The organism is Actinoplanes sp. NBRC 103695 (assembly GCF_030269485.1).
GTDB lineage: Bacteria > Actinomycetota > Actinomycetes > Mycobacteriales > Micromonosporaceae > Actinoplanes.
Genome location: NZ_BSTL01000004.1, coordinates 131,325 through 157,636 on the forward strand (window position 1 = coordinate 131,325; position 26,312 = coordinate 157,636).

Here is a 26,312-nt window from a genome sequence, read left to right on the forward strand (position 1 = left end):
GCAAGCCTGGGCCTTCCCCCAGAGACAAGGTCAAGCGGTGACGGGCCGAGGTTCGAGAGATCGCGGGGGTACGGGCGCGGCACGGCGCCGTTTCCGGGGGAACGGGGACAGCCGTGGCTTGCGCCGCGCCGCGATGTCCTCGACCCAGCCGAGGCTGAGCACCGCCACGATGATCAGCGCGATCGCGATGCTGAAGTCGACCGTGTCCTCGAGGAACTGGGTCGGGATCTCCCACAGTTTCAGCGGGTCGAAGAGGACCACCGCGATGGTGATCGCCACGTTGTGCCACAGGTAGATGGTGACGGCCCGGTTGTTGACCATCGACACGAACCCGTCCAGCGGCCGCACCTTGGCCAGCCAGGACATGTCCGGCGACCAGCGCATCAGGGCCAGGACGAACCCGATGCTGAAGATCGAGTACGCCAGCGGGATGCCCACCAGGTCGAAGCCGTCGCCGCCGGGATGGGTGAACGCCCAGGTCAGGGCCCCGCCCACGCAGGCGACGGCGAGCGGGTAGACGTAGCGCTTGCCGACCTTGGCCAGGTCACCCTCGCGGTGGGCGAACCCGAGCATCCAGCACGTCGCGTACGCGAGCACGTTCTGCACGACCTCGCCGGCCGAGGTGCCGAGCATGTCCGGACGCATCGTGAACACCGCCAGCAAGGCGAGCGGCAGCAGCAGCGTCGCGATGCGCGCCCGCCGGTAGAGCTTCAGCAGCAGGGGCGAGAGCAGGACCAGCCAGAGGTACGTGACCAGGTACCACAGGACACCGGCGGCGGGGAAGCCGAACTCCGAGGACGGCGGCTGCGCGACCGGGACGACCCAGAGCAGCAGCGACCACCGCGCGTGATCCTCCCAGCCGAGCCGGAGCATCAGCGGGACCAGGATCAGGCCCATCATCCAGAGCGCGGGCAGCAGGCGGCGCACCCGGTTGCGGATGGTGCGCGACACCGACCGGTCGAGCGACTTGACCATGAGCGAACCGCCCAGGGCGAACATCACGCCCATCGAGGGAAAGACCAGCTCGAGGGCGGCGAACGGGAAGGCGTGGAACACCACGACCCGGATCATCGCTAATGCACGCAGAGTGTCGAAGTACCGATCCCTGCTTGCCGACTTCGTGCTCGGCATACGGCTCCTACCTGGGTGTTCACTCGATCCTGCTTCGGGCAGCAATCACTGAGAGTAGTGCCGACCGGTTCGGCGGGGAGCCGCCCGAACGGACACCGGACTCCGACCGGACAGGTCGCCGCCGATGATCTCCGACGACATCGATGTCATACTTGCCGCCATGTCAGCGCTGCGTCGCCCCACGCTCACGCAGGTGGCGGCCATGGCTGGCGTGAGCCTGAAGACCGCCTCGCGGGCACTCAACCGCGAGCCGAACGTCGCCGAGGACACCGGCCAGCGAGTTCGTGACGCCGCCGACGTGCTCGGATACCGCCTCAACGGGATCGCCCGGGAACTGCGCCGCGGCGCTACCTCGGCCCTGGTCGGGCTGATCAGCGGCGACCTGGCCAACCCGTTCTACTCGGCGGTGGCCAGCGGCATCGAGCGCGAGCTGCGCCAGCACGGCCTCCAGCTGATCACCGCGAACACCGACGAGGACGCCGAGCTCGAGCGCAACCTGGTCGACGCGTTCCTGGAACGCCGGGTGCGGGCGATGCTGGTGGTGCCCAGCGCCGAGCGGCACGACCACCTGGCCGCCGAGGGCGCGGGCGGTGTCCCGTTCGTCTTCCTGGACCGGCCGCCGGACGGGCTCGAGGCGGATGTCGCCCTGATCGACAACGTGGGTGGCGCCCGGTCGGCGGGGGAGCACCTGCTGGCCGGCGGCCACCGGCGCATCGCCCTGGTCTCGGACCTGGCCCGCAAGGCGCCGCAGCGCGACCGCATCGAGGGTTTCGTGCAGGCGATGCGCGCTTCTGGGAACCCTGATTGGGAGCCCTTCATTCGCCGGGATGTCCACGACGTCGTTCGCGCCGAGGAGGTGGTTCGTCGGTTGCTGGCCCTGGAGGAGCCGCCGACCGCGATCTTCACCACCAACAACCGGCTCACCACCGGCGCCCTGCGAGCGTTCCGCGACCATCCCGGGACGCCGCCGGCACTGATCGGTTTCGACGATTTCGACCTGGCCGACGTCCTGGGCATCACGGTCGTGGCCCACGACATGGTCGCGCTGGGACGCGAGGCCGCGCGCCTCGCGTACGCCCGGATCAGCGGATACGACGGTCCAGCCCGGACGGTCGTGATGTCCACAACGGTGATCCCTCGCGGATCGGGTGAGCGTCCGCCCGCATAGCGTCACGTTACGGCCCGGAAACGATGCCGCAATCACCCTTGACGATGTTCGGTCCTGAGCGGGATTGTGCCTCCGGTTGTCTTTGACAACGATGTCAAATAACGAGCTTGGGGGACATATGCGCTTCACGCGACGGGCCGCGGTTGCGGCTGTCGGCATAGCCGCCCTGTTGACTGCCGGCGCGTGCGGCAGCGGCGACGAGGGCGGCGACGGATCCGGTTCGACCAAGGTGGAGGTTTTCACCTGGTGGGCCGACGGTGGCGAGAAGGCCGGACTGGACGGACTGGTCAGCGCCTTCGGCACCGCCTGCGCCGGGCAGACGTTCGAGAACGGCGCGGTCGCCGGCGGCGCCGGCGCCAACGCCAAATCGGTGCTGGCCAGCCGCCTGCAGCAGAACGACCCGCCGGACACGTTCCAGGCACACGCGGGCGCCGAGCTGCTCGACTACATCGACGCCGGCCAGGTCGAGGACATCAGCGCCGACTACGACAGCTGGGGACTCAAGCAGGCCTTCCCGCAGGGCCTGATCGACAACCTCACCGTCGACGGCAAGATCTACTCGGTGCCGGCCAACATCCACCGCGCCAACGTGGTGTGGAGCAACAAGAAGGTCACCGCGGCGGCCGGCATCACCACCGACCCGAAGGACCTCACCGAGTTCTTCGCCGCCCTGGACAAGCTGAAGACCAAGGGCGTCACGCCGCTGGCCATCGGTAAGGACTGGACCCAGCTGATGCTGTTCGAGTCGGTGCTGATCACCGACCTGGGCCCGGAGAAGTTCACCGGCCTGTGGAACGGCACCACCCCGTGGACCGACCCGGGTGTCGCGAAGGGCATCGCCGACTTCAAGCGGCTGCTCACGTACACCAACAAGGACCGGGACGCGCTGGACTGGACCGACGCCGAGAAGCTGGTCATGGACGGCAAGGCCGGCTACCAGCTGATGGGTGACTGGGAGGCCGCCGACCTGGACGCCAAGGGCTTCAAGGACTACGGCTTCTTCACCTTCCCCGGCAACGGCACCACCTTCCAGTGGCTGGCCGACTCGTTCGTGCTGCCCAAGGGCGCCAAGAACGCCGAGGGCACCAAGTGCTGGCTGAAGACGGTCGGTTCGGCCGAGGGCCAGAAGGCGTTCAACACCAAGAAGGGCTCCATCCCGGCCCGGACCGACGCCGCGCCCGCCGACTACCCCAAGTACCAGCAGGCCGCCATGGCCGACTGGAAGTCCGCCAAGCAGGTGCCGTCGTGCGCCCACGGCGCGGGGTGCTCGCAGGGCTGGCAGGGTGCCGCGAACTCGGCGCTCGGCGCGTACAGCACCAAGCAGGACGACGCCGCCCTGACGAAGGCACTGGTCGCCGCCGCCGAGCAGTTCGGCAAGAAGAAGTAGGTTTCTGCGTCACCGACGCGTGGGACGGCTCCGGCCGTCCCACGCGTGTACCCGAGGAGCTCCGATGCGCCGCATGCGCCAATGGGGGCCGGGCCTGCTCCTGCTGTCCCCGTCCCTGATCCTGCTCGCCGTCTTCGTGTACGGCCTGATCGCCTGGACCGCGAAGGTCTCCCTCTCCGACGAGCACAACGCCCGCGGTTCGAAGGGCTTCGTCGGGCTTCAGAACTATGTGGACCTGTTCACCAAGGACATCAACGACCGGTTCCTGCACTCGCTGAAGAACCTGCTGATCTTCACGGTCGTCTTCCTCGTCGGCACGATGCTGCTGGGCCTGCTGTGGGCGTTCCTGCTGGAGCGCGGGGTCAAGGGCGAGGGCTTCTTCCGTACGGTCTACCTGTTCCCGATGGCCGTCAGCTTCGTCGCGTCCGGCGTGGTGTGGCGCTGGCTGATGAACCCGGCGGACGGCGGCCTGAACGCCGTGTTCGACGGTTTCGGCCTGGGCTTCCTGCAGAACACGTGGTGGACCAATCCCGACTGGGGCATGGCGGCGATGGCGCTGCCCGCCGTCTGGCAGCTCAGCGGTTACGTGATGGCGCTGTTCCTGGCCGGTTTCCGCGGCATCCCGCAGGAGCTGCGCGAGGCGGCCGCGATGGACGGCGCGAGTACCTACCGGCTCTACCGCAACGTCATCTTCCCGCAGCTGACGCCGGTCGCCCTGTCCGCGCTGATCATCGTCGGCCACATGTCGATGAAGATGTTCGACCTGATCATGAGCGTGTCCGGCGCCCAGTGGCTCACCGAGGTGCCCGCCGTCTACGTCTGGCAGGCCCTGCTCACGAGCGACTACTCGAAGGCCGCGGCGATCTCGATCATCCTGCTGCTCCTCGTCGCGGTGGTCATCGTGCCGTACCTGATCTACACCAACCGGGCGGAGAAGAACCGATGACCACTGTCGCTTCCGCGCCACCCACCGGCCTGGAGAAGCGTTCCACGCCGCCGCCGTCCAAGCGCCGCGGCATCGTCGGTCCGATCATCAAGTACGCCCTGGCGATCTTCTTCCTGATCGTCGTGCTGATGCCCGCGTACGTGCTGGTGGTGACCAGTTTCAAGGCGGGCAACGAGATCGGTGTGACCGGCCAGTGGAACCTGCCGTCGCAGTGGACGGTCTCGTCGTGGGGCAAGGCCTGGGACGCGCTGCAGCCGGCTTTCCTGCGTACGTTCCAGCTGGCCATCCCCGTGGCGCTGATCAGTTCGCTGGTCGGGGCGGCGAACGGTTTCGTGCTGTCCCGCTGGCGCTTCCCCGGCGCGGACGTGGTCTTCACGCTGATCCTGTTCGGCATGTTCATCCCGTACCAGGCGGTGATGATCCCGCTCCGCGAGATCGTGACGTCGATCAACATCCAGCCCGGCATCCCCACGCTGATCCTCGTGCACTGCATCTACGGCATCCCGATCTGCACGCTGATCTTCAGGAACTACTACGCGACCACGGTCCCCGAGGACCTGATCGAGGCCAGCCGCATGGACGGCGCGGGCCTGCTGCGCACGTTCGGCTGGATCATCCTGCCGATCTCCATCCCCGGCTTCGTGGTGACGATCATCTGGCAGTTCACCTCGGCGTGGAACGACTACCTCTTCGCGATCTTCCTGTCGAACACCCGCAACGGCCCGATCACGATCGCGCTGAACGCCTTGGCCGGCGCCCAGAGCCCCGACTACGCCGCGTCGATGGCCGGGGCTTTGATCACGTCGCTGCCCACGCTCGTGGTGTACATCCTGCTGGGCCGCTGGTTCATCGGCGGCTTGATGGCCGGCTCAGTCAAAAGCTGAGCCCCTTCGGCGACGCCGCCTCCCACCCCGAGGCGGCGTCGCCCGCCCCGCCACCGGCCGCCGCCTGCTCGCCGTTGTCTGCCGTCCCCGTGCCGATCGCCTGCTCGCCGCTCTCAGGCCGCCTGCCGCCCCGCGCCCCGTCCCTGGCGGGTCGCCGCCGCCCGCCTGCTCGCCGCCGCCTGCCCCGCTTGCCGGTGAGGCGGTGTCGCCCGTCTTTTCAGTGTTCGCTCTGCCGGCGGTCAGCGGTCGGCCAGTCCGGCGACGTAGGCAGCCGAAACCTTCTTGGGCACCACCATCCGCCAGGCGTCCACGACCAGTTCCTCCATCAGCGCATGATCGAGCTCGGCCATCCACGCCTGTACCCACTGGAACCGCATGTCGGACGCACCCGGAAGATGAAAGACCCGAGGCTGCGAGGCAACGAGATCGGCCCGCTCCTCCCGCGGAAACCCGAACCCCATCACCGTCTCGTCCCGCGAGAAAGCCACATAAACGATCTTCCCCACCCGGAATTTCACCCGGTCCCGGATCAGATGCTCGGTACTGCGCGGCAGCCGGCGAGCAACCTCCCGCACCTCATCGACGGTGACCATGCAAGGACGCTATCGCCCGGGTACGACATTCGGCCCTGCCTCAGGGCGGCCGATCGCCCGGGTGCGACACGTGGCCCTGCCTCAGGACGACCGAGGTTGAGGCACCGGGGCCCGCGACCCATCCGACTCGTCGTCCCCAACTTCCGGCGGCTTGATGGTGTCCGGAACCTTGGCCCGAGCAACCCGATCAGCCGGCAGCCGATAGGTCGTAGCCTGCACCAACTCATCAGGCACGAAGTGCCGCCCACGTCGCCCCACCTGAGGACCAGGCACATCGGCGGCCGCGTCCCGAAGCACCGGTTCGAAGAACGCCCCCGATCCCGCACCCTCGCCGCGCTCCTCCTCCACCACCGCTTCCCGACGCTCGATCCCTCCGTCCCGCTCCGCCGAGGTTTGCCTCCGCTCAACTGCCGGGTCATGCTCCGCCGAGGTTTGCCTCCGCTCAACTGCCGGGTCATGCTCCGCCGAGGTTTGCCTCCGCTCAACCGACGAGTCACGCCCCGCCAAGGCTCCTCGGCGGTCAGTCGCGTGCTCTCGGTCGACCGAGCCTCCACGACGCTCAGTCGTGTCGTGCCCAAACGGCGTAGGCGCCGGAAACCCTTCAGCACGTGGCCCGCCGTGAGCCGTGTGCCGATGTCCCAGCGGCATCCCGACAGCCGAGCCCGCGATCGGCGACAACGCGGACGCGCCGTCGTCTTCGTCATCCGATCCAGCCCTCGCGATGCCACTAGCGGCCAGAATGCGCAAGCCGCTCGCCTCGGCTGTCGGGGTGTGTGTGCCGCGCGCTTCGGTTGCCGCGGGGTGGGGGGCGCGTGTCTCGGCTGTCGGGGTGTGCGTGCCGTGCGACTCGGCTGGCAGAGGGTGGGCGCCGCTCGCTTCCTCTGCCGGAGCGTGCGTGCCGCGCATCTCGGCTGCCGGAGTGCGGTGGCCGCGCGCGTCGGCGGCCGGGCCCAGCACCGGACCTGCCGGTGGAATCGGCGCGGGTGCGGGCACGCCCGATGACGCGAGCGCCGTCTGGGCGGCGATCGGCAGATCGGTGGGCGTCGCCGCCGGCGTGGCGGGGGAGGCGATGCGTGCGGCCATGCTGAAGGTGCTGGCCGTGGCCGCCTCGAAGCCCTCCTGGTAGGCGTCCTCACGATCGCCGGCGCTGGGCTGCGACTGGTGGTAGCGGCCGGCGGCGTAGCCCGCGAGCGCGAAGAGGACAGCGAGGATCGACGACGCGAGGGGGGCGGTCATCCCTCGATTCTGGCGACAAGTATCGACTGAGAGCTATGGCCCGTTTGATTTACCCCGATCGTGTAAGGATCAACGAATGACGACTGTCGGACTGGTGAGCCCGGGACACATGGGGTCCGGCCTTGGCTGGGCCCTGCGAGAGGGCGGCGCCCGCGTGGTGACCACCGTCGCCGGGAGGTCGGAGCGCACCCGGCGCCTGGCCGGCGCCGCCGGTCTGGAACTGCTGCCCGGCCTGCACGAGGTCGTGGCTGAGGCCGACGTCGTCCTCTCGGTAACACCGCCGGGCGACAGCCTGTCCGCCGCCCGAGACATCGCCGGCGCCCTGAGGGCCACCGGTTCCCGTGCCGTCGTGGCCGACCTCAACGCGGTGTCACCCGCCACGATGACCGCCGTGGCCCAGGAGTTGTCGCCCGCCCATGTGGTGGACGGCGCCATTTCCGGAGCGCCACCGATCGTCCACCCGGGCGCGCGCATCTTCCTGAGCGGCGAACACGCCGCCACCATCGCCGACCTGCCGTGGGGCGGTAAGGTCCAGCCGATCATCGTGGGCCCGAAGATCGGTGCCGCCAGCGCGACCAAGATGTGCACAGCCGGCGTCTACAAGGGATTGGGCGCCCTCCTCACCCAGGCCATCCGCACGGCCGGCCACCACGACGTTCTCGACGCGGTCGTGGCCGACCTGGCCCGCAACGACGTCGCCCACCTGGCCGGCGTGGTCTCCTCCGCCACCAAGGCGGACCGCTTCGCCGACGAGATGCGCGAGATCGCCACCACCCAGGCCGGCGCGGGCCTGACTCCCGACCTGTTCACGGCGATCGCCGCCGTATACCTGGACGTGGCCACCACCGCCCTCGCCGAAGGCGACCCCGAGACGACCGACTTCAACCTCCCGGCCGCCGAGATCGTGAGCCGCCTCAGCCACCCCCGGACCGCCCCACCGACCTGAGTGGCCGCCTCAGCCACCCCCGGACCGCCCCACCGACCTGAGTGGCCGCCGCAGTCCGCGCTACGGCCCGAGCCGCAGCCCCGGCCTTCGCTTTGCCCGCGGACCGGCCGATGGGTCCGATCGTGCGCCCGCGCAGGGCTTTGCGCGCGTGACCTGCTGACGCCAGGTATCCGGGTCCGGGGAGGTCGATCCGGGAGCAGGGCCGCCTGATGAGCAGCCCGCCCAGGTCGTCGTTGTGGAGCGTCAGCCTTCGTGGCTCGCCTGTCTGACCGCGGCGTCGTCATCTGTAGCCCTGTGTGGCGGTGAGGGCGCGAACGCAGGCGATCACCTCGGCGGTGAACAGGTCGGGTTGCTCGAATGCGGCGAAATGGCCGCCGCGCGGTGGCTCGCTCCAGTAGCGGATGTCGGTGAAGCGGCGTTCGGCCCAGCGGCGGGACGGGCGCGGGTTCTCCTTGGGGAAGATCGAACAACCGGTCGGCACGTCGACCCTGTCGGCGACGCCGCCGCGGAAGCGGGTCTGCACCCGGGCGAAGCTCTCGGTGTAGAGCCGCGCGGCCGACGCTCCCGTGCCGGGCAGCCAGTAGAACATGAGGTTGTCGATCAACTCGTCACGGCTCAGCACACTCTCGAGGTCGCCGTCGCAGTCGGTCCACGCCTGGAACTTCTCGATGATCCATGCGCACAGCAGCGCGGGAGAGTCGACCAGGCCGTAGCCGATGGTCTGCGGCCTGGTCGACTGCTCCAGTGAGTAGCCGTCTCCCGTACTGGCCGACGTCAGCGACGCGGCGGCCGCCTCCTCCGCCGGGGTCCGGTCGCCGGCGGTGGACGGGTCGGGTGGCACCAGCGGCGGCATCAGGTGCAGCCCGGCCACGCGGTCGGGTCGGCGTTTGCCGATCTCCGTGCTGACGCTGGTGCCCCAGTCGTGGCCCTGCGCGATGAACCAGCCATAGCCGAGGCGCGTCATCAGCTCGGTCCAGGCGTCGGCGATCCGCTCCACCGTCCAGCCCGGCCCGGAAGGCCGATCGCTGAAGCCGTAGCCGGGCAGCGACGGGCACACCAGGTGGAAGTGCTCGCTCAACGGCCCGAGCACCTTCTCGAACTCGATCACCGAGCCCGGCCAGCCGTGGGTCATGATCAGCGGTGTCGCATCCGGTCGCGCCGACCGCACATGCCAGAAGTGGATCCCGAGGCCGTCGATCGTCGTGCGGAACTGGGGCACCGCGGCGAGCCGTGCCTCGGTGGCCCGCCAGTCGTAGTCGTCCGCCCAGTAGCGGCAGAGCTCGCGGATGTAGGCCAGCGGCGGCCCCTGCGCCCAGCCGTCCGTCGTCGCGGGCTCGGGCCAGCGCGCCCAGCGCAGGCGGCTGCGCAGGTCGGCGATCTGTTCGTCGCCGACCTGGAAGCGGAACGGCTCGATCGTGGTCATGCAGGCCCTCCTGGCGGCCCCGCCGCGATGCGCTCGATGATCTGGGTCATCCGCTCGTCGCTGTTGTGCGGCATCTCCCAGCGGGTCTCCATCCACCATGTGCAGCCCGCCTCGGTCAAGGGCCGCACCACGGCTCGCGCGGCCTCGGCGTCGTCGGCCGGCGTCTCGCCCTCGGCGAGGATGTCCAGGTCGGCGGGGGCGCCTTGTGCGGTGAGCCAGGCACGAGTCGCCCGGATCGTCTCCGGCGTCTGCTCGTGCCCGGGGATTAGTCCATCGCATTTCAGGACCCGCCGCATCGATTTCGGCCGGGGCCATTTCGCCACCACCCAGATCGGCACCCGGGCCTGCACCGGGCGGCCGACCTCACCGAGGTCGTTGCGCTCCACCGCATAGCGGTAGTGCCGCCCCTCGAATCTCGGCTCACCCGCCCACAGCGCACGCATCAGGTCGATGCCCTCGTCCATCATCTCGGCCCGGATACGGAGATCGGTCTCCTCCCCGGTCAGCGGGAGGTCGGTGGTCACCGCGCCGACGCCGACCCCGAGGATCGCCCGGCCGCCGGAGAGCTGGTCGACGGTCGCGACCTGACTCGCCACTTTCCACGGGCGGCGCCACGGCAGAGGGGTGAGGATCGTGCCCAGGCGGACGCGCTCGGTGCGAGCGGCCATCGCGGCGAGCAGGCTCCACGCGTCGACGCCATATGCCGCCTCCCACACGAACACCCCGTCCCACCCCGAGCGCTCGGCCAGCACGGCCTGCTCGAGCTGCTGCGCCGCGGTGCCGCCGGGAAGGATCACGCCGTATCGCATCATCTGCTCTGCCATGGCCCCGTCCTATCAGGCAGGTCCGACAGTTTCCGGCCGCCAGGCCGCCGACCGGCCGAGACGGCCGAGGAACTCGATCTCCGCAGGCGCGTCCGGTGGGACCGGGATGCCGGGGCCGAAGGCGGCGCCGGGACGCGTGCGGCCCTCGTCATCGGGCACCTCACGGGCGATCGGCAGAGCCACAGCCAGCGCGTCCGGCGGAGGTGACCACGGCAGCCCGAGCGTGGCCGCGACATCCCAGCCGTGAGCGAGGTAGTCGACCAGGTGGAAACCCACGGCGAAACGCCCGGGTATCGGCTCGGGCCGGATCTCGGGCAGGTGGAACGGCCGGTCCAGCACGCCCTCGCCCTCGAACGCCGATAGCACGACGGCGGCGCTCACGGCGTACGCCTCAAAGGGTTGTGGGTCTTGCCATCGCTGTCGCCAGACCGCCTCGTCATGCCCGCGCCCGACGGCGGCCGCGGCGAAGCCCTCGTGCTGCACCGTCATGTGGGCGAGCAGAGCACGCAGGTCCCAGCCCGAGCATGGCGTGGGGCGAGCCAGGTCAGCGTGGGCGGCGCGGTGCGTCAGATCGACAGTGGCTCGAACGGCGGCGGCGTCGGCTTGGAGCAGATCAATAGGCATGTGCTTACGATATACCTGAGCGTACGATCTGTCAACGGGTATCTTTTCGGCGTGATGAGCGACACGGAGCGGCCCGATCTGGGCGCGATGGCGGCCCGGCTGGCACGCCGCCTGATCACCCTCGAGCAGCCGATCCTCGCCGAGAACGACCTCTCGATGTGGGCGTATGTGGTGCTCTCGGCCCTGAGCGACGAGCCGATGCGCACCCAGGCGGCGCTGGCCCGGTCGATCGGCGCGGACAAGACGCGGCTCATCCCGGTGCTCGACGATCTGCAGCGGCGCGGCCTGATCGAGCGGGAGCCGGACCCGGCCGACCGGCGGGTCCGGCTGCTCGCGCTCACACCGGCCGGGCGAGACGTCCACGCGGTGGTGCGGGTGGCGATCCGCGCCGCCGAGCGAGGGCTCCTCGAAGCGTTATCCACAGGGGATGAGCAGGTGTTTCTCCGCTGCCTCCAGGTTTTGTCGGAGGGCGGTGCTAAACCTGACGCCGACTGAGGGAGGTCCCGATGCGCGCGTCAGACGACGTCGAAATTCGCCATCATCGCCATGTCCTCGTGCTCGAGGTTGTGGCAGTGCAACATGTACTTGCCACGGTGGCCGGCGAACTTCGCCAGCACCTCCACCGTCTCGTACGGTCGTACGTCCACCGTGTCCTTCCAGCCGGTCTCCCACGGCTCCGGCGAGCGCCCGGCCCGCGACAGGACCTGGAAATGTGCCAGGTGGACGTGCACCGGGTGGTGGAAATCGCTGGTGAACCGCCACAGCTCGACGGTGTCCAGGCGAGGCGCCGCGAGGCTGCCGGCCGGGTCGTAAAGCCGGCGGTTGACCGTCCACCGCCCCTCGTCGTAACGGAAGTCGAACTGCCGTTCGGTGACCGCGTCGGCCGTGGTGAGCGGGGGCTCCGCGGCCGCCAGGCGGTCCGGCACCCGGCTGTCGTCGGTCGCCTGCCGGACGACGGCGAACCGCATCACCTCGGTCGTTCCGCCGGTGCCGAAATCGTTGACCAGGGTCGCCTCGGTCCCGATCGGGAGGCCGGCGAAATCGACGACGACGTCGTACCGTTCGCCCGGCGTGACGATGATCTCGGTGTGCGTGATCGGCGCGGACAGCAGCCCGTCGTCACTGCCGATCTGGATCATCGGCAGCCGCCGGCCACCGGCCCGCAGGGCCAGGCGGTACCGCCTGGCGTTCGAGGCGTTGACCAGCCGCAGCCGATACCGGACGCCGCTGACCTCGTGCCGCGGCCAGGCGACCCCGTTGACCAGGATCACGTCGCCGAAGACGCCGGTGACGAACTGACCGCGGGCGCCGGGCGCGTGCATCGCCATGTCCTGCGACGGGTACTGCAACGAGCCGTCCTCGTCGAACGCGCGGTCGCAGATCACCAGGGGCAGGTCCCGCTCGTCGCGGGGCAGCGGCAGCGCCTCTTCCCGCGGGTCGGTGATCACGCAGAGGCCGAGCAGGCCGCGCCACACCTGCGGGCCGGTGAAGTCCATCCGGTGGTCGTGGTACCAGAGCGTCGCCGCCCGTTGCGCCATCGGGTAGTGGTAGTCACGGCTGATCTCGTGCACCTGTCCGGGGGCGCCGTGCTGCACCGGCGGCGCGGGCGAGTACCCGCGCGGGGTGGTGAGGTCGGTGGGGAACCCGTCGGAGTCCGGCGGGGTGACGCCGCCGTGCAGGTGCGTCGACGTCGGCACCGGCAGTTCGTTGCGGATCGTCACGACCATCGGCCGGCCGCGCCGGCCGCGCAGGGTCGGCCCGGGGAAGGTGCCGTCGTAACCCCAGATCCGGGTCTTGCGGTCGGGCAGCAGGTTGACGTCGGCCACCCGCTGGGTGAGCACGTAATGGTCGGCGTCGGCGGTGACCCGTACGGGCCGGGCGGTCGCCGGGATCGGCAGCGGCGTGACGAAGCGTGGCGGGTGGACCTTGCTGGTCAGCAGGCGGCCGGTTCCCGGTCCGTCGGACAGGCGCCCGCAGCCGGCGACGGTGGCCGCGCCGGCGAGTGTCAGCAGACCGCGGCGGGTCAGGCTCATCGCCGGGTCCGGTACGCGCAGGCCCACCAGGTGAATCCGCTGATCAGGCCCATCAGCGCGACGCCGATCGGGATGTGCAGCCCGATCAGCCGGGCGAACCCGATCCCGGCCTGGAAGGTGATCAGGAGCCACACCGAGGTGGCGACCACGATCGGCCACCACGGGCCCCGGCCCGGACGCACCAGCAGCACGGCGCCGACCACGAGCAGGCCGGAGGTGAGGAAGAGCAGGGTGCCGTTCGCGCTGTGCAGGCCGAGCAGCGACACCTGCCCGGTGACGAATCCACCGGCCAGCGCGGCCTGCAACAGCACCTGGATCAGCACCAGGACGGAGACGGCGCGCAGCACGCCGATGGGCCAGCGGGCGCCCGGTCTGGGCGCCGGGATCGGTGGTGGCTCCGCGCGGGTGGCCGACGTCGCGGACAGCGGATTCTTGAGCACGGTTTCATCCTTCGGGCGAAGGCGTGATCGCGGATCCGGCGCCGCACCTAGGGGAGGGCCGGATTTCTGCAGCTCAGAAGAGGCCGCCGACCCCCGGTTCGCTCACGGCTCGGGCCTCCGCCAGTGTCGTGGGGCCGGCGGCGACCGCCTCCTGCAGCCCGCGGGCCGCGAGCCGGTCGGCGCGCTCGTTCTCGGGGTGGCCGGCGTGGCCCTTTACCCAGTGCCAGCGCACGTCGTGCCGGCTCACCGCCGCGTCGAGGAGCTGCCAGAGGTCGACGTTCTTGACCGGCTGCCGGGCGGTGGTCTGCCAGCCGTTGGCCTTCCAGCGGGGCAGCCACTTGGTGATCCCGTCACGGACGTAGACGCTGTCGGTGTAGAGCATCACCGTCAGGGGCGCGCGGTTCAGCGACTCGAGCGCGCGGATCGGCGCGGTCAGTTCCATCCGGTTGTTGGTGGTCGTGTTGGCATCACCGCCGCAGAGGTCACGCTCGGACTTGCCGTACCGCAGGACCGCGCCCCAGCCGCCGGGGCCCGGATTCGGGATGCAGGCCCCGTCGGTGTAGATCTCGACGACGGTTCGATCGGTCATGGCGGGCACCCTACCGACCACGGGCGGTCCAGTCGCACACCCGGCCGGGGGACGACAGTTGCGAACGCAACAGATCCACCCTGGGGAGGAGCGGAGCGGCCGCCGGGACGAGGCCCGGCGCCCGCCGGCCCGGTAGACAGGAAGGACGAGACCCGGAGGGGTGGGACAGTGCTGGTGACACAGCGTCGCGCGGCTCGCCGTCCGGTGGCGGCCGGGCGCAACGTATCGTGGCCGGAGCGGATCCGCCGGGATTCGCCTGGACGATGGGGCGGGATGAGTCAGGCCGGGGCCGTCGAGGTGCGGGATGTGGTGGTTCGCTACGGCGACGTCACCGCCGTGGACGGCGTCTCGCTCACCGCGCCGCGCGGGCAGGTGCTCGCCCTGCTCGGCAACAACGGGGCCGGGAAGACCAGCCTGCTGCAGGTCTGCGAGGGTTTCCGGCGGCCGGACGGCGGAGTTGCCACGGTGCTCGGGCTCGACCCGGTCGGTGATCACGACGCGCTGATGCCCCGGCTCGGGATCATGCTGCAGGCGGGTGGCGTCTACCCGTGGGCGACCGTCGGGGAGATCCTCGAGCTGTTCGCCGGGTTCGCCGCAACGCCGCTCGACACCGGCATGCTGCTCGACCGGCTCGGTCTGCGCGGTGTCCGGCGCACCCGCTGGCGGCGGCTGTCCGGCGGCGAGCAGCAGCGGCTCGCGCTCGCGGTCGCGCTGGTCGGACGGCCGGAACTGGTCTTCCTCGACGAGCCGACCGCCGGCATGGACACCGAGGCGCGGCACACCACGTGGCAGCTCGTCGAGGAGTTGCGGGCCGACGGTGTGTCCGTCCTGCTCACGACGCACCTGCTGGACGAGGCCGAGCGACTCGCCGACCAGGTGGTGATCATGCGATCGGGGCGGGTGGCGGCAACCGGGACACCGGCCGAGCTCACCGCCGCGGCGGGAATCGACCTGCTCGAGGTGCACGCCGACGCGGGCCTGCCGGTGACGGCGCTGGGCGATCGCATCGACGCCAAGATCGACGAGACGTCGCCGGGGGAGTACTCGATCGCCGGCGCACTGGACAGCGCGGCCATCGCGGCGGTGCTGGCCTGGTTCGCGGAGGCGGACGCCCGGGTGACCTCGGTGAACTCCCGGCGGCGCACGCTGGAGGACGTCTACCTGGCGCTGACCACAACGAGGGCGCCCGCGGCCACGAGCATCACGACCTCGACGGAGGCGCCGCGATGAGCGCGGGGACCTTCGCGCCGGCGCCCGGGCGCGCTCCCCGCGGGACGGTGGTCCGCCGGCAGATCCGGATGGAGTTGCTGCTGACGGCGCGGCGGGGCGAAGCGGTCGTGCTGGCCATGGGCGTGCCGCTGCTGGTGCTGCTCGGGGCCGGGCTCACCGATGCGACCAATGTCCCGGGTGACGACCGGCTCGCCTACGTGGTGCCCGGCGTGCTCGCGCTGACGGTGATGTCCACGGCGTTCACCGGGCAGGCGATCACCACCGGGTACGAGCGCAGCTACGGCGTCCTCAAGCGACTCGGCGCTTCCCCGCTCACGCGGTCCGGGCTGCTGTTCGCGAAGACGTCCGCGATCCTCGGGCTGGTCCTCGTGCAGTTGCTGGCGTTGGCGCTGGTCGGGGTGGCCGTCGGGTGGCGGCCGGAGTTCGGGCACGTGCTGCCGGCCGTGGGGATCACGGTGCTGGCCGTGGCGGCGTACTCCGGTCTGGCCCTGACCATGGCCGGTCTGCTACGCCCGGAGACGGTCACCGCCGGGGCGACGCTGATCTACGTGGTGATGCTGGCGGTGGGCGGGATCATGTTCGCGGCGCCGGACCTCGGCGTGGCCGGTTGGTTCGTGCTGCCGCTCGCCGCCCATGCGCAGGCACTGCGGGATGCGCTGAGCGGCTCGGCGATCCCCGGAGCGATCTGGCTGAGCCTGGCGGCCTGGGCGGCACTCGGCGTAACCGCGGCGACCCGCTTCTTCCGCTGGGAGTAACCCGGCCGCCAGGTCCGTCGCGCCCCGGAACGGGCCGAGCAGACCGCCGCCGCGAAAGCGGGCTGCCAGGAGCGGGCTGCCAGGAGCGGGCCGCCAGGAGCGGGCCGCCAAGGGTGGGCGCGCCGGCGCAAGAGCGAGCCGCCGCGAGCGGGCGCGCCGCCGGAAGAGCGGTCCAGCAGATGGCAAGCACGCGGATGGCCGGGCCGCTGTCCATCGATCGGTGGACAGCGAATGACGGCCGCGCGGTCGTCGCGCCGGAGGGCCCTTCGGCGGGACGCTCTACGGCATGAAAGCTATTGAGGTTCGTGGGCTGCGGAAGGCGTACGGGGGCCGGGACGCCGTCGCCGGCATCGATCTCAGCGTGCCGGCCGGTGAGGTGTTCGCGCTGCTCGGGCCGAACGGCGCGGGCAAGACGACCACCGTAGAGATTCTCGAGGGGCACCGGCGCCGGGACGCGGGCGACGTGCGGGTGCTCGAGACCGATCCGGCTTCGGCGGGCCGCGCCTGGCGTGCCCGGATCGGGATCGTGCTGCAGACGGCCACCGACGCCGCCGAACTGACCGTGACCGAGATGGTGCGGCACGTCGCCGGGTTCTATCCGCGGCCGCGGCCGGTCGCCGAGGTCATCGACATGGTGGGGCTGACGGACAAGGCCAAGGCCCGGATCCGGTCGCTGTCCGGCGGGCAGCGGCGCCGGGTCGACGTGGCGCTCGGCGTCGTCGGCCGGCCCGATGTGCTGTTCCTGGACGAGCCGACCACCGGGTTCGACCCGGCGGCGCGGCGTCAGTTCTGGGATCTGATCCGGGCGCAGGCCCGCGAGGGCACCACGATCGTGCTGACCACCCACTACCTGGACGAGGCCGAAGCGCTCGCCGACCGGCTCGCGGTGATCTCCGCCGGCCGCATCGTCGCCGAGGGCACCCCGGCCGGCCTGGGCGGGCGCGCCACCGCCGAAGCCACCGTGCGCTGGGACGGCCACACCGAGACCACCGCCGACCCGGCCGACCTGATCGTGAAGCTCAGCGCCGAGGGCGCCGACCTGAGCCGGCTGACTGTCACCCGGCCGACGCTCGAGGACACCTACCTGACCCTGATCGGGGAGAAGCGATGACCACGTTGCCGTCGACGCTGCACAACGGGCTCAGCCGCGGCTGGGTGGAACTGCTCCAGTTCGCGCGGGACAAGACCGCGATGATCTTCACGTTCTCGTTCCCGGCGATCCTGCTGATCCTGTTCGGGGTGATCTTCGGTAACGAGTACAACGACGCGGGCGTGAACGCGGCGCAGATCTTCTCGGCCAGCATGATCGCGTACGGCATCGTGTCCACCGCGTTCATCACCATGGGCATCGGGATCGCTGTCGACCGTGAGGACGGGACGCTGAAGCGTCTGCGCGGAACGCCCGTCACCGCCACGGCGTACTTCATCGGGAAGTGGATCTTCGTCGCGACGGTGAGCCTGCTGGAGGTGGCTGTCCTGCTGGCCATCGGTGTCTTCGGTTTCGACATGCGGCTGCCTGGCGACGCGGGCAGCTGGTGGACGTTCGCGTGGCTGTTCGTGCTGTCGGTGATCTCCTGCACCCTGCTCGGCATCGCCGCCAGCTCGCTGGTCCGGCACGCCCGCACCGCCGGCGCCATCCTGAACGTGCCGGTCGTCGCCCTGCAGTTCCTGTCGGGCATCTTCATCCACCCGATCACCCAGCTGCCCGACTGGATGATCACGCTCGCGTCGGTCTTTCCGGTCAAGTGGATCGGCCAGGGCTTCCGCTCGGTCTTCCTGCCGGATTCGATGACCCGGTTCGAGGCCGGCGGCGCGTGGGAGCTCGGCCGCATCGCCCTCGCCCTGGGCGCGTGGTGTGTGGCGGGGCTGATCCTGTCGCTGATGACGTTCCGCTGGACCGGCCGCCGCGACGGCTGACCAACCCCAAGACCCGGGGCTTTCGGGTACGCGGCGCGCGCAGCACCCGCCGGCGGAGGCGGTGCGTATGTGTAAGCAGAGCTGAAGTGACGTGGCCGGCGGGGGCGGTGCGTATGTGTAAGCAGAGCTGAAGTGACGTGGCCGGCGGGGGCGCTTCCTATGTGTAAGCAGAGCAAAGCGGCGGCCCGGCCAGGGGTGCTTCCTATGGGTAAGCAGAGCAAACGGCCTGGAAGGCCGGGGGTCGGGAGGTGGGGGCGATGACCGTGGAGCAGCGGGGCGAGACGCTGGGCGGCGGGGCCGAGGCGGACCGCAAGTGGGAGCTGTCCCTCGGGATCGTGACGGCCGGCGTGCTCGTGGCCACGTTCGCGGCGACCGAGCTGAGCCTCGCCAGGCGGCTGGGCGGTGTCGCGGCCATCGCGGCGATCGTCGTGATCTACGCGGTCAGGGGACGGCGGCTCGTCACGCGTGAGGATCCGCGGGCGGCGTCCGTCTTCGCGGCCGTCGTGATCGTGGTGTTCGCGGCCGGCACCTACTCCGCGTCGATCGTCAGCTATCTGCTCTTCGCGGTCTGCCCGCTGATCTATCTGGTGCTGCCGGTCCGGCAGGCCGGCCTGGCCGTGGTGCTGGCCTGCCTCATGCCCGTGGTCTGCGCGTTCGCGCGGGACGGCTGGGACACGTCGATCGTCACCCGGCTCGGGCCGATCTTCCTGGTCTCGGCCGCCCTCGGGGTGTGGCTGGGCACCTGGATCAGCCGGATCATCGAGCAGAGCAAGGAACGTGCCGTTCTGATCGCCGAGCTTCAGGCCACCCGTGCCGAGGTGGCTCGGCTGTCGCACGAGACGGGCGTCGCGGCCGAGCGGGCACGTCTGGCCGGCGAGATCCATGACACGCTCGCCCAGGGGTTCACGAGCATCATCACGTTGGTGCAGGCGGCCGATCCGGCGCTGGCGAACGAGCGCCTCGCTCTGGCCGTACGCACCGCTCGTGAGAACTTGGACGAGTCCCGTGCGCTGATCGCCGCCCTCGGGCCGTCCGCGCTGGCGGACGCCTCGCTCGCTGAGGCGGTCCGGCGGCAGGCCGCGTCCTTCACCGAGGCGACCGGTGTGCCGGCCGTCGCGCGGGTGACCGGTGAGCCCCGGGTCCTGCCCACCGCCGTCGAGGTGGTGTTGCTCCGGGCGGCGCAGGAGGCGCTCACGAACATTCGCCGGCACGCCGAGGCCCGCGAGGTGGATGTGCTGCTCGCCTATCGGGACGAGTCGGTCCGGCTGGTGGTGCGCGACGATGGGCGGGGCTTCGACCCGGAGGCGGCGCACGGTTTCGGGTTGTCGGCGATGCGGGCGCGGGCCGAGCAGGTGCGGGGGTCGCTGCTGGTGCGGAGCGACCCCGAGACGGGTACGACCATCGAGCTGGAGGTACCGGCATGAGCGAGCGACGCGAGTTCATGATCAGGATCCTGCTGGTCGACGACCATCCCGTGGTCCGGCACGGGCTGCGCGGCATGCTCGACGCCGAGCCCGACCTGACCGTGGTGGGCGAGGCGTCCTCCGGCGACGCGGGCGTGGCGCTGGCGGTCGAGCTCGGGCCGGACATCGTGCTGATGGACCTGCGCATGCCGGACGGCGACGGGGTCGACGCGACCGGCCGCATCCTGGCGCGCATGCCGAAGGCCCGGGTGGTGGTGCTGACCACCTACGAGACGGACCGGGACATCCTGCGCGCGATCGAGGCGGGCGCCTGCGGCTACCTGCTGAAAGACGCGTCCCCGGCCGAGCTGGCGGATGCCGTGCGGGCGGCGTACCGCGGGGAGACCGTGCTCGCGCCCAGCGTGGCCTCGACGCTGGTCCGGCAGGTCCGCAAGCCGGCGCCGCCGGCGCTGTCGGCGCGCGAGGCGGAGGTGTTGCGGCTGGTCGCGCTGGGCCGGACGAACGCCGACATCGGCCGGGAGCTGTTCATCTCGGAGGCGACGGTGAAGACGCACCTGCTGCGGGTCTTCAGCAAGCTGGACGTCGCGGACCGGACCGCCGCGGTGACCACGGCGATGTCCCACGGGCTCCTCTGAAAGCCACAGCACCCACTCAGGGAGGGCACGAGTCGGGCCAGGCCACCTCCGGGGGTCGTGACAAGCCGCTGACGAACGGCCTGCCCAAGGCGGCCGAGGTGGCGTGGCTGGCCGAGCTGGTCGACGGGCGCGGCGCGTGCCACCACCAGGACGGCACCGTACGCCTGATCAGAAGCAGCCTGGCCCTCTTCGCCGCCGACGTCGACGCCCATCTGACCGGCCGCTGCCTCGCGAACGGAGCCCCGCGACGACCCCGCGCCTGCACATCGACTGGACCGCCTGCGACGGCCGGGGGCTCTGTGCCGAGCTGCTGCCCGAGCTGCTGGTCGAGGACGACTGGGGCTTCCCGGGAGCGCGGGACGGCGCCCGGGAGCCGGTCGGGCCCCGCGCCCTCGAGCCGATGGCCGAGCGGGCCGTCCGCAGGTGCCCGGCGCCGGCGCTGCGACTTCTATCCTGATCGATATCCGCCGACCCCTCGATCGCACCGTCCATTGTCCAGTGGAACTGGTCACGATTCATCGACGGATGCCTCTGTGCCTCTCGGGTGCGACCTGCCTCCTGTGTTAACGTTCGATGCCCCCGCATTCGCACCGGATGAAATGAATCTTGTGGGCCGTGATCGCTCAATCACGGTCTTACGGGTCCTATTGTCCGATGTAGAGCCGGGTCGATCGAATTGCGCCCGGATGTCGTCCCTGACTCCCGGCGAAAGAAGTGGTGACGCGGGTCGGGAGAGGGGTCGGTAATCTCCGGAACCTCATCCGATGTTCACCGCAATGGCGGAGCGGGGATCGCAATGCCTCGTGGGCGTGGGGACTCACTCGAAACAGGGGCGTCGTGACGACGACGGACATGACGGCGGACGACGCCGACACGGGATCGATACCGACTACGACTTCGTATTTCGGCGTCACCGAGCAGAACCTCGGGGACACCGCCGGACGCCGGCTCGCCGACCGCTGGGTGTGGGAGGCGCGCTACATCAAGTGGCTGTTCGTGGTGGACTTCGGCGCCACGCTCGCCGCGACCCTGGTGGCCTACGTGCTGCGGTTCCAGGGCGCCGCGTACGCGACGTGGTATCTCGTGTTCTCCGCGTTGCTCCCGCCGGTCTGGCTGGGCCTGCTCGCCATGACCCACGCGTACGAGAGACGCCTGCTCTTCGTCGGGACCGACGAGTACCAGCGGGTGATCCGGGCGGGCGCCCGCCTCACCGTCGGCCTGGCCCTGGCCTCCTACGTGCTGAGGGCCGAGCTGGCCCGCGGCTACGTCCTGCTGGTGCTGGTGCTGACCACGAGCCTGTGCCTGCTGGGCCGGTGGCTGCTGCGGCAGAGCCTGCACCGGGACCGGGCGAACGGCCGCGCCATGCACCGCGTGCTGGTGCTCGGGCACGCCGGCACGGTCGCCGAGATGACCCGCCAGCTGCACCGCCGCTACCACCACGGCTTCCAGGTGATCGGCGCCTGCCTGCCGGCCAACCAGCTGGACGGCGCCGCGAGCGTGGTGGACGTGCCGGTGTTCGGCGCGCTGGCCGCGGCGGCGAACTCCGCGGCGGCGGCCGGCGCCGACACCGTGATGGTGCTGACCTGCCCGGAGCTGGACGGCCCGATGCTGCGGCGGCTGGCCTGGGAGCTGGAACGCGACGACATCGACCTGATCGTGGCGTCGTCACTTGTGGACACCGCGGGTGACCGGATCACGGTGCGGCCGGTCGACGGCCTGCCGATGATGCACGTCGAGCACCCGCGGCTGATCGGCGGCCGGCGGCTCATCAAGGGCGTCTTCGACGTGACCGGCGCCGCGTTCCTGCTGGTCCTGTTCGCGCCGCTGTTCCTGGCCATCGCGGCCTGGATCAGGCTGGACACGGGCGGCCCGGTGTTCTTCCGGCAGACCCGGGTGGGCCGCGACGGCGAGTCGTTCCGGATGGTCAAGTTCCGCACCATGCACGTCGACGCGGAGCAGCGCCGGGAGACGCTGGACGCGAGCAACGACGTCGCCGGTGTGCTGTTCAAGATGCGGCAGGACCCGCGGGTGACCCGGTCGGGCCGGGTGCTGCGGCGGCATTCGCTGGACGAGCTGCCCCAGCTGATCAACGTGCTGCTGGGGGAGATGTCGCTGGTCGGGCCGCGGCCGCCGTTGCACGCCGAGGTGGAGCGCTACCCGGAGGACATGCGCCGGAGGCTGGTGGTGAAGCCCGGCATGACCGGGCTGTGGCAGGTGAGCGGCCGGTCGGACCTGTCCTGGGAGGACTCGATCCGGCTGGACCTGCGGTACGTGGAGAACTGGTCGCTGACCGTCGACCTGGTGATCCTGATGCGTACCGCGATGGTCGTCATGCGCGGCCGGGGGGCGTACTAGGAGGAGCGCGGGGGCGTATCGAGCGGTCACGGCAGGCCGCGGGAATGGGACAGGGGCACGTGGTAACGCTCTATGTGATCGCCGCGTTCGCGGTGATCGTGCCGGTGGTGTTCGGACCACTGCTGGCGTACGGGCCCGGGCGGCGGCTCGCCCGGAGCACGACGGCGAGACGGGTACGCGCGGCGACGGCCGGCCTGGTGTCGGCGTTCGGCCGGCCCGGTGCCGCGCTCACGGTGCTGCTGGCCTGGTCGGCGGCGATCGTGGCCGTCTTCTGGCCGCTCGGCGAGCTGGCGCACAGCCTGGAGCACGCGGTCGACTGGCCGGTGCTGAGCTGGGTGGCGACCCGCCGCAGCCCGGGCTTCGAGGACGTCAACTGGTTCTACACCGCGCTGGGCGACCGCTACCCGCTGAAGTGGGTGACCGTCGCAGGCGCGGTGATCTTCGCGGTGCTGTGGCGGCGCCGGTTCTGGATCCCGCTGCTGGCGATCCCCGCCCAGTTCGTCCTGGAGCAGTACGTGCAGGCGGTCATCTCCGGGATGGTCGACCGCGGCCACCCGCCGACCGGGCTGGGCACGTACCCGTCCGGCGGCATCGCCCGGATCGTCATGGTGTTCGGCACGTTGGCGTTGTTCGTCGCGCTCACCTGGCGGCTGGACAAGAAAGTCCACGTCGCCCTGGGCACGTTCGTCCTGCTGCTCGCCACCTACGAGGGCTATTCCCGCATCTACGTGCAGAAGCACTGGCTGACCGACGTGATCAGCGGCCTGATGTTCGGCCCGGCCCTGTTCGCCGGCTTCGCCCTGGCCGTCTGCGTGCTGGCCGGGCCGCGCGAGGGCGCCGCGAAACCCCGGGACGCCCGAATCCTGGAGCCGGCGACATGACCGCGCTCCTGGTCGCCTCCACCGGCGGTCACCTGGCCGAGCTGCACGACCTGGTGCCGCGGCTGGACGTGCCGGACCGGCGCTGGGTGACGTTCGACAGCCCGCAGAGCCGGTCGCTGCTGGAGGGGGAGGACGTGGTGCACGTACGCCCGACGACCACCCGCGACCTGCCCGGCGCGCTGCGGACCATGGTGGTGGCCCGCCGGCTGCTGGGCAGCGGCCGGTACGACGAGGTGGTCAGCACCGGGGCGAGCATCGCGCTGTCGTTCTTCCTGCCGGCGGTCGCCACGGGCGTGCGCTGCACGTACATCGAGAGCGCGACCCGCACCGAGGGCCCGTCCCTGACCGGCCGGCTGGCGGCGCGGCTGCCGGGGACCAGGCTGTTCACCCAGCACCGCTCGTGGGCGAGCGGGACGTGGCACTACGGTGGGTCCATCTTCGACAGCTTCGACGCGGAGCCGGCGCGGGCGCGACACCAGGTCCGCAAGGTCGTGGTCACCCTGGGCACCCACCCCCGGTACGCCTTCCCGCGGCTGCTGAACCGGCTGGTCGACATCCTGCCGCCCGGCCTGGACGTGTTGTGGCAGGTCGGCGCGACCCGGATCGACCGGATGCCGGACGGCGCCCGCGCGCAGGTGCCGCCGGCCGAGATGCGCGGGGCGATGCGCGAGGCCGACGTGGTGATCTCGCACGCCGGGGTGGGTTCCGCGCTGGCGGCGATGCAGGCCGGGCGGCGTGCGCTCTACGTGCCGCGGCGCCGGGCGTACGGCGAGCACGTCGACGACCACCAGGTCGCCATCGCCCACGAGCTGGAGAAACGCGACCTGGTCGTGGCCCGCGAGGCCGACGAGGTCACGTTCGACGACGTGGAGACCGCTGCCTCCTGGTCGGTGCGGAGCAGCCCGGACGTCACCCCTTTCCGTATCGAGAAACTGTAGGAGGGCAAGTGTCACTTCTCCGTCGGCTCCTGGTGCCGGCCGCCGTCACCTCTCTGGTGGTCGGCCTGGCCGCCGCCCCGGCCAGCGCGGTCTACGTGCCGCCTCCGGTCGCGGCGACCATCGTCTCGGCGAACCCGGTCGACTGGACGCCGCACTTCCAGAACGGTGACGTGCGGGCGTTCGCGCAGATCGGCAACACGGTCTACGCCGGCGGGTCGTTCACCGGGGTGAAGGCGCCCGGCGCCACCGCCTGGACGACGGTGAGCCGGCTGGTCGCCTACGACGCGAGCACCGGCGCCCTGCGGACCGGGTTCACCCCGACGTTCGACAATCATGTGCAGACGCTGGCGGTCAGCCCGGACGGCAAGCTCATCGTGGGCGGCAACTTCGGCACGGTGAACGGCGTGGCCCGCAAGAACCTGGTGGAGATCGATCCGGCCACCGGCGCCACGATCACCGGCTGGATCGGCCGGGCCGACGGCGGCGTGGTCCGGCGCGCGATCGTGCACGGCAACCAGCTCTACATCGCGGGCGCCTTCCACTGGGTGAACGGGACCGAACATTCGCTGCTGGCCCGGTTGAACGCGACGACCGGGGCGATCGACGGCGGCTTCCAGGTGGACGCGAGCGGCGCCCGGCCGTACCCGAACTCCACCGAACTGGTCTGGGCCCTGGCCGTGTCGCCGGACGGCGACACGGTGGTCGCGACCGGGAACTTCACTTCTGTCAACGGCGCGAGCCGCAACCAGGTGGTGATGATCGACGTGAGCGGCGTGCCCGCGGTCGCGGATTGGAGCACCGACCAGTACGTGCCGGCCTGCGCCTCGGCCGCGTTCCCGTTCTACGCCCGGGACGTGGACTTCTCCGACGACGGCGGCTACTTCGTGATCGCGGCGGACGGCGGCTACGGCGCCACCGGCTACTGCGACGCGATCGCCCGCTTCGAGACGTCGCACCGCGGCGCGGTGACCGCCACCTGGGTGGACTCGACCGGCGCCGACTCGGTGACGTCGATCGAGGCGGCCGACGGCCTGGTCTACGTCGGCGGCCACTTCCGCTGGCTGAGCAACGCGAACGGCCGGGACAGCAAGGGCGCGGGCGGCATCGACCGGTACGGTTTCGGCGCGCTGGACCCGAACAACGGCCTGCCGGTGGCGTGGAACCCGGGCCGCTCGCCCGGCGACGCGCTGCCGCCGGGCGGCACCGACTGGGGCCCGATCGTCTGGGAGCTGTGGAAGGGCCCGGGCGGACTCTTCGTCGGGCAGGACTCGGACGGCGTGGCGCTGGAGTACCACGGCCGGCAGGCGCTCTTCCCGACGACCGGCGGGCGCACCATCGGGGTGCAGGACGCGCCGTCGGCGACCAGCGGCTATCTCTACCGCGGCCCGGGCACGACCGCCTTCACCAAGACCCCGTTCAACGGCACCACGCTGGGCGCCACGACGGGCAGCACGCAGACCCAGCTGAACGGGGCGAAGGCCGGCTTCTCGCTGGGCAACAAGGTCTACTACAGCACCACCGCCGGCAAGATCAACGCCTCGGTCTTCAGCGGCGGCGCCGGTGGCACGCCGTGGGAGGCCAGCGGGTTCAACTCGTGGTTCAACGCGGCCGAGCTGACCGGCGCCTTCTACCTGAACGGCCGGATGTACATGACCGTCTCCGGCTACGACGGGCTCTGGTACCGCTACTTCGAACCGGACGGCTCGATCCTCGGCTGCACGCTGTTCCAGCTGCCGACCAGCGGCGTCGACTGGTCGACCGTACGCGGTCTGGCCTGGGTGAACGGCAAGCTCGTCTTCGGTTCCACGAGTGGCGCGCTCAAGTCGGTGGCGTTCAACCCGGGCGCGGCCACCGCGGTGGTGGGTTCGTCGGCGACGACACTCGCGACGTCCGGCTGGACCTATCCGACGCTGTTCTTCGCCACCAGCTAGTAACGCACCAGAGCGCGGCACA

26 protein-coding genes are annotated in these 26,312 nt (G+C 70.8%); 17 read left to right on the forward strand and 9 right to left on the reverse strand.

The genetic code is table 11. The annotated features are described in order from the left end of the window. Positions 1 to 30: 30 nt before the first annotated feature. The gene (locus QSK31_RS07480) at positions 31 to 1,131 is read right to left on the reverse strand and encodes an acyltransferase family protein (RefSeq protein WP_285682227.1); all 1,101 of its coding nucleotides are present in this window, start codon (positions 1,129 to 1,131) and stop codon (positions 31 to 33) included. Between the two features lie 160 nt (positions 1,132 to 1,291). Between QSK31_RS07480 and QSK31_RS07485 the strand changes: the two genes are divergently transcribed. The 4 genes from QSK31_RS07485 (at position 1,292) to QSK31_RS07500 (ending at position 5,516) form a co-directional block, all read left to right on the forward strand. Further along, complete coding sequence (locus tag QSK31_RS07485) at positions 1,292 to 2,299, forward strand: LacI family DNA-binding transcriptional regulator (protein WP_285682229.1); 1,008 nt, start codon at positions 1,292 to 1,294, stop codon at positions 2,297 to 2,299. Positions 2,300 to 2,417: 118 nt separating this feature from the next. Continuing rightward, on the forward strand, positions 2,418 to 3,686 hold the full coding sequence (locus tag QSK31_RS07490) for an ABC transporter substrate-binding protein (RefSeq protein ID WP_285682231.1): 1,269 nt from the start codon (positions 2,418 to 2,420) through the stop codon (positions 3,684 to 3,686). Positions 3,687 to 3,759: 73 nt separating this feature from the next. Beyond that, positions 3,760 to 4,632 (forward strand): carbohydrate ABC transporter permease, encoded by an 873-nt coding sequence (locus QSK31_RS07495; RefSeq protein WP_285682687.1) that lies wholly within the window; start codon positions 3,760 to 3,762, stop codon positions 4,630 to 4,632. Continuing rightward, positions 4,629 to 5,516 carry a carbohydrate ABC transporter permease gene (locus QSK31_RS07500; protein ID WP_285682233.1) on the forward strand — a complete coding sequence of 296 codons (888 nt, stop codon included), beginning with the start codon at positions 4,629 to 4,631 and terminating at the stop codon, positions 5,514 to 5,516. Before QSK31_RS07495 ends, QSK31_RS07500 begins: the two co-directional genes overlap by 4 nt. A gap of 239 nt (positions 5,517 to 5,755) precedes the next feature. On the opposite strand, the gene QSK31_RS07505 is transcribed toward QSK31_RS07500, so the two are convergent. Together QSK31_RS07505 and QSK31_RS07510 are read right to left on the reverse strand one after the other, a co-directional pair. Then, entirely contained in the window at positions 5,756 to 6,109 is a 354-nt protein-coding gene (locus QSK31_RS07505) for an MmcQ/YjbR family DNA-binding protein (RefSeq protein WP_285682235.1), read from the reverse strand. Between the two features lie 81 nt (positions 6,110 to 6,190). After that, a complete protein-coding gene (locus QSK31_RS07510) occupies positions 6,191 to 7,345 on the reverse strand; it encodes a hypothetical protein (protein ID WP_285682237.1) in 1,155 nt (384 codons plus the stop codon). A gap of 76 nt (positions 7,346 to 7,421) precedes the next feature. On the opposite strand from QSK31_RS07510, the gene QSK31_RS07515 reads away from it, so the two are divergent. Next, positions 7,422 to 8,291 carry an NAD(P)-dependent oxidoreductase gene (locus tag QSK31_RS07515; RefSeq protein ID WP_285682239.1) on the forward strand — a complete coding sequence of 290 codons (870 nt, stop codon included), beginning with the start codon at positions 7,422 to 7,424 and terminating at the stop codon, positions 8,289 to 8,291. Positions 8,292 to 8,571: 280 nt separating this feature from the next. Here the strand turns inward: QSK31_RS07515 and QSK31_RS07520 are convergent, their stop codons facing one another. The 3 genes from QSK31_RS07520 to QSK31_RS07530 are packed head-to-tail and all read right to left on the reverse strand — an operon-like array spanning position 8,572 to position 11,162. After that, positions 8,572 to 9,714 carry an epoxide hydrolase family protein gene (locus QSK31_RS07520; protein WP_285682241.1) on the reverse strand — a complete coding sequence of 381 codons (1,143 nt, stop codon included), beginning with the start codon at positions 9,712 to 9,714 and terminating at the stop codon, positions 8,572 to 8,574. Continuing rightward, positions 9,711 to 10,538 carry an LLM class flavin-dependent oxidoreductase gene (locus QSK31_RS07525; protein ID WP_285682243.1) on the reverse strand — a complete coding sequence of 276 codons (828 nt, stop codon included), beginning with the start codon at positions 10,536 to 10,538 and terminating at the stop codon, positions 9,711 to 9,713. Before QSK31_RS07525 ends, QSK31_RS07520 begins: the two co-directional genes overlap by 4 nt. 12 nt (positions 10,539 to 10,550) lie before the next feature. Beyond that, positions 10,551 to 11,162 (reverse strand): TIGR03086 family metal-binding protein, encoded by a 612-nt coding sequence (locus tag QSK31_RS07530; RefSeq protein WP_285682245.1) that lies wholly within the window; start codon positions 11,160 to 11,162, stop codon positions 10,551 to 10,553. 156 nt (positions 11,163 to 11,318) lie between these two features. On the opposite strand from QSK31_RS07530, the gene QSK31_RS07535 reads away from it, so the two are divergent. After that, positions 11,319 to 11,657 carry a MarR family winged helix-turn-helix transcriptional regulator gene (locus QSK31_RS07535; RefSeq protein WP_285682689.1) on the forward strand — a complete coding sequence of 113 codons (339 nt, stop codon included), beginning with the start codon at positions 11,319 to 11,321 and terminating at the stop codon, positions 11,655 to 11,657. Between the two features lie 20 nt (positions 11,658 to 11,677). Here the strand turns inward: QSK31_RS07535 and QSK31_RS07540 are convergent, their stop codons facing one another. The 3 genes from QSK31_RS07540 to rnhA form a co-directional block, all read right to left on the reverse strand. Then, positions 11,678 to 13,222 carry a multicopper oxidase family protein gene (locus tag QSK31_RS07540; RefSeq protein ID WP_285682247.1) on the reverse strand — a complete coding sequence of 515 codons (1,545 nt, stop codon included), beginning with the start codon at positions 13,220 to 13,222 and terminating at the stop codon, positions 11,678 to 11,680. Further along, positions 13,192 to 13,635: a hypothetical protein gene (locus QSK31_RS07545; RefSeq protein ID WP_285682249.1), complete on the reverse strand. Its 444-nt coding sequence runs from the start codon at positions 13,633 to 13,635 to the stop codon at positions 13,192 to 13,194. Before QSK31_RS07545 ends, QSK31_RS07540 begins: the two co-directional genes overlap by 31 nt. A 73-nt stretch (positions 13,636 to 13,708) precedes the next feature. Next, positions 13,709 to 14,224 (reverse strand): ribonuclease HI, encoded by a 516-nt coding sequence (rnhA, locus tag QSK31_RS07550; RefSeq protein WP_285682251.1) that lies wholly within the window; start codon positions 14,222 to 14,224, stop codon positions 13,709 to 13,711. A 273-nt stretch (positions 14,225 to 14,497) separates the two neighbouring features. On the opposite strand from rnhA, the gene QSK31_RS07555 reads away from it, so the two are divergent. The 11 genes from QSK31_RS07555 to QSK31_RS07605 all read left to right on the forward strand — a co-directional run bounded on the left by QSK31_RS07555 (position 14,498) and on the right by QSK31_RS07605 (position 26,290). Continuing rightward, positions 14,498 to 15,454 (forward strand): ABC transporter ATP-binding protein, encoded by a 957-nt coding sequence (locus tag QSK31_RS07555; RefSeq protein WP_285682253.1) that lies wholly within the window; start codon positions 14,498 to 14,500, stop codon positions 15,452 to 15,454. Beyond that, on the forward strand, positions 15,451 to 16,209 hold the full coding sequence (locus QSK31_RS07560) for an ABC transporter permease (RefSeq protein ID WP_285682255.1): 759 nt from the start codon (positions 15,451 to 15,453) through the stop codon (positions 16,207 to 16,209). The genes QSK31_RS07555 and QSK31_RS07560 overlap by 4 nt, the downstream gene beginning before the upstream one ends. A 286-nt stretch (positions 16,210 to 16,495) precedes the next feature. After that, positions 16,496 to 17,320, forward strand: a complete 825-nt coding sequence (locus tag QSK31_RS07565; protein WP_285682257.1) for an ABC transporter ATP-binding protein — start codon at positions 16,496 to 16,498, stop codon at positions 17,318 to 17,320. Further along, positions 17,317 to 18,126 (forward strand): ABC transporter permease, encoded by an 810-nt coding sequence (locus tag QSK31_RS07570; protein ID WP_285682259.1) that lies wholly within the window; start codon positions 17,317 to 17,319, stop codon positions 18,124 to 18,126. Before QSK31_RS07565 ends, QSK31_RS07570 begins: the two co-directional genes overlap by 4 nt. A gap of 257 nt (positions 18,127 to 18,383) precedes the next feature. Then, complete coding sequence (locus QSK31_RS07575; RefSeq protein ID WP_285682261.1) at positions 18,384 to 19,550, forward strand: sensor histidine kinase; 1,167 nt, start codon at positions 18,384 to 18,386, stop codon at positions 19,548 to 19,550. Between the two features lie 17 nt (positions 19,551 to 19,567). Continuing rightward, complete coding sequence (locus tag QSK31_RS07580; protein WP_285682690.1) at positions 19,568 to 20,185, forward strand: response regulator; 618 nt, start codon at positions 19,568 to 19,570, stop codon at positions 20,183 to 20,185. A gap of 136 nt (positions 20,186 to 20,321) precedes the next feature. After that, on the forward strand, positions 20,322 to 20,642 hold the full coding sequence (locus tag QSK31_RS07585; RefSeq protein ID WP_285682263.1) for a ferredoxin: 321 nt from the start codon (positions 20,322 to 20,324) through the stop codon (positions 20,640 to 20,642). A 380-nt stretch (positions 20,643 to 21,022) separates the two neighbouring features. Next, the gene (locus tag QSK31_RS07590; RefSeq protein ID WP_285682265.1) at positions 21,023 to 22,540 is read left to right on the forward strand and encodes a sugar transferase; all 1,518 of its coding nucleotides are present in this window, start codon (positions 21,023 to 21,025) and stop codon (positions 22,538 to 22,540) included. A 59-nt stretch (positions 22,541 to 22,599) separates the two neighbouring features. Next, positions 22,600 to 23,421 carry a phosphatase PAP2 family protein gene (locus QSK31_RS07595; protein WP_285682268.1) on the forward strand — a complete coding sequence of 274 codons (822 nt, stop codon included), beginning with the start codon at positions 22,600 to 22,602 and terminating at the stop codon, positions 23,419 to 23,421. Beyond that, positions 23,418 to 24,359, forward strand: coding sequence for a glycosyltransferase (locus QSK31_RS07600; protein ID WP_285682270.1), 942 nt, complete (start codon positions 23,418 to 23,420; stop codon positions 24,357 to 24,359). Before QSK31_RS07595 ends, QSK31_RS07600 begins: the two co-directional genes overlap by 4 nt. 8 nt (positions 24,360 to 24,367) lie before the next feature. Then, on the forward strand, positions 24,368 to 26,290 hold the full coding sequence (locus tag QSK31_RS07605; RefSeq protein ID WP_285682272.1) for a WD40 repeat domain-containing protein: 1,923 nt from the start codon (positions 24,368 to 24,370) through the stop codon (positions 26,288 to 26,290). The last annotated feature ends 22 nt before the right edge of the window (positions 26,291 to 26,312 follow it).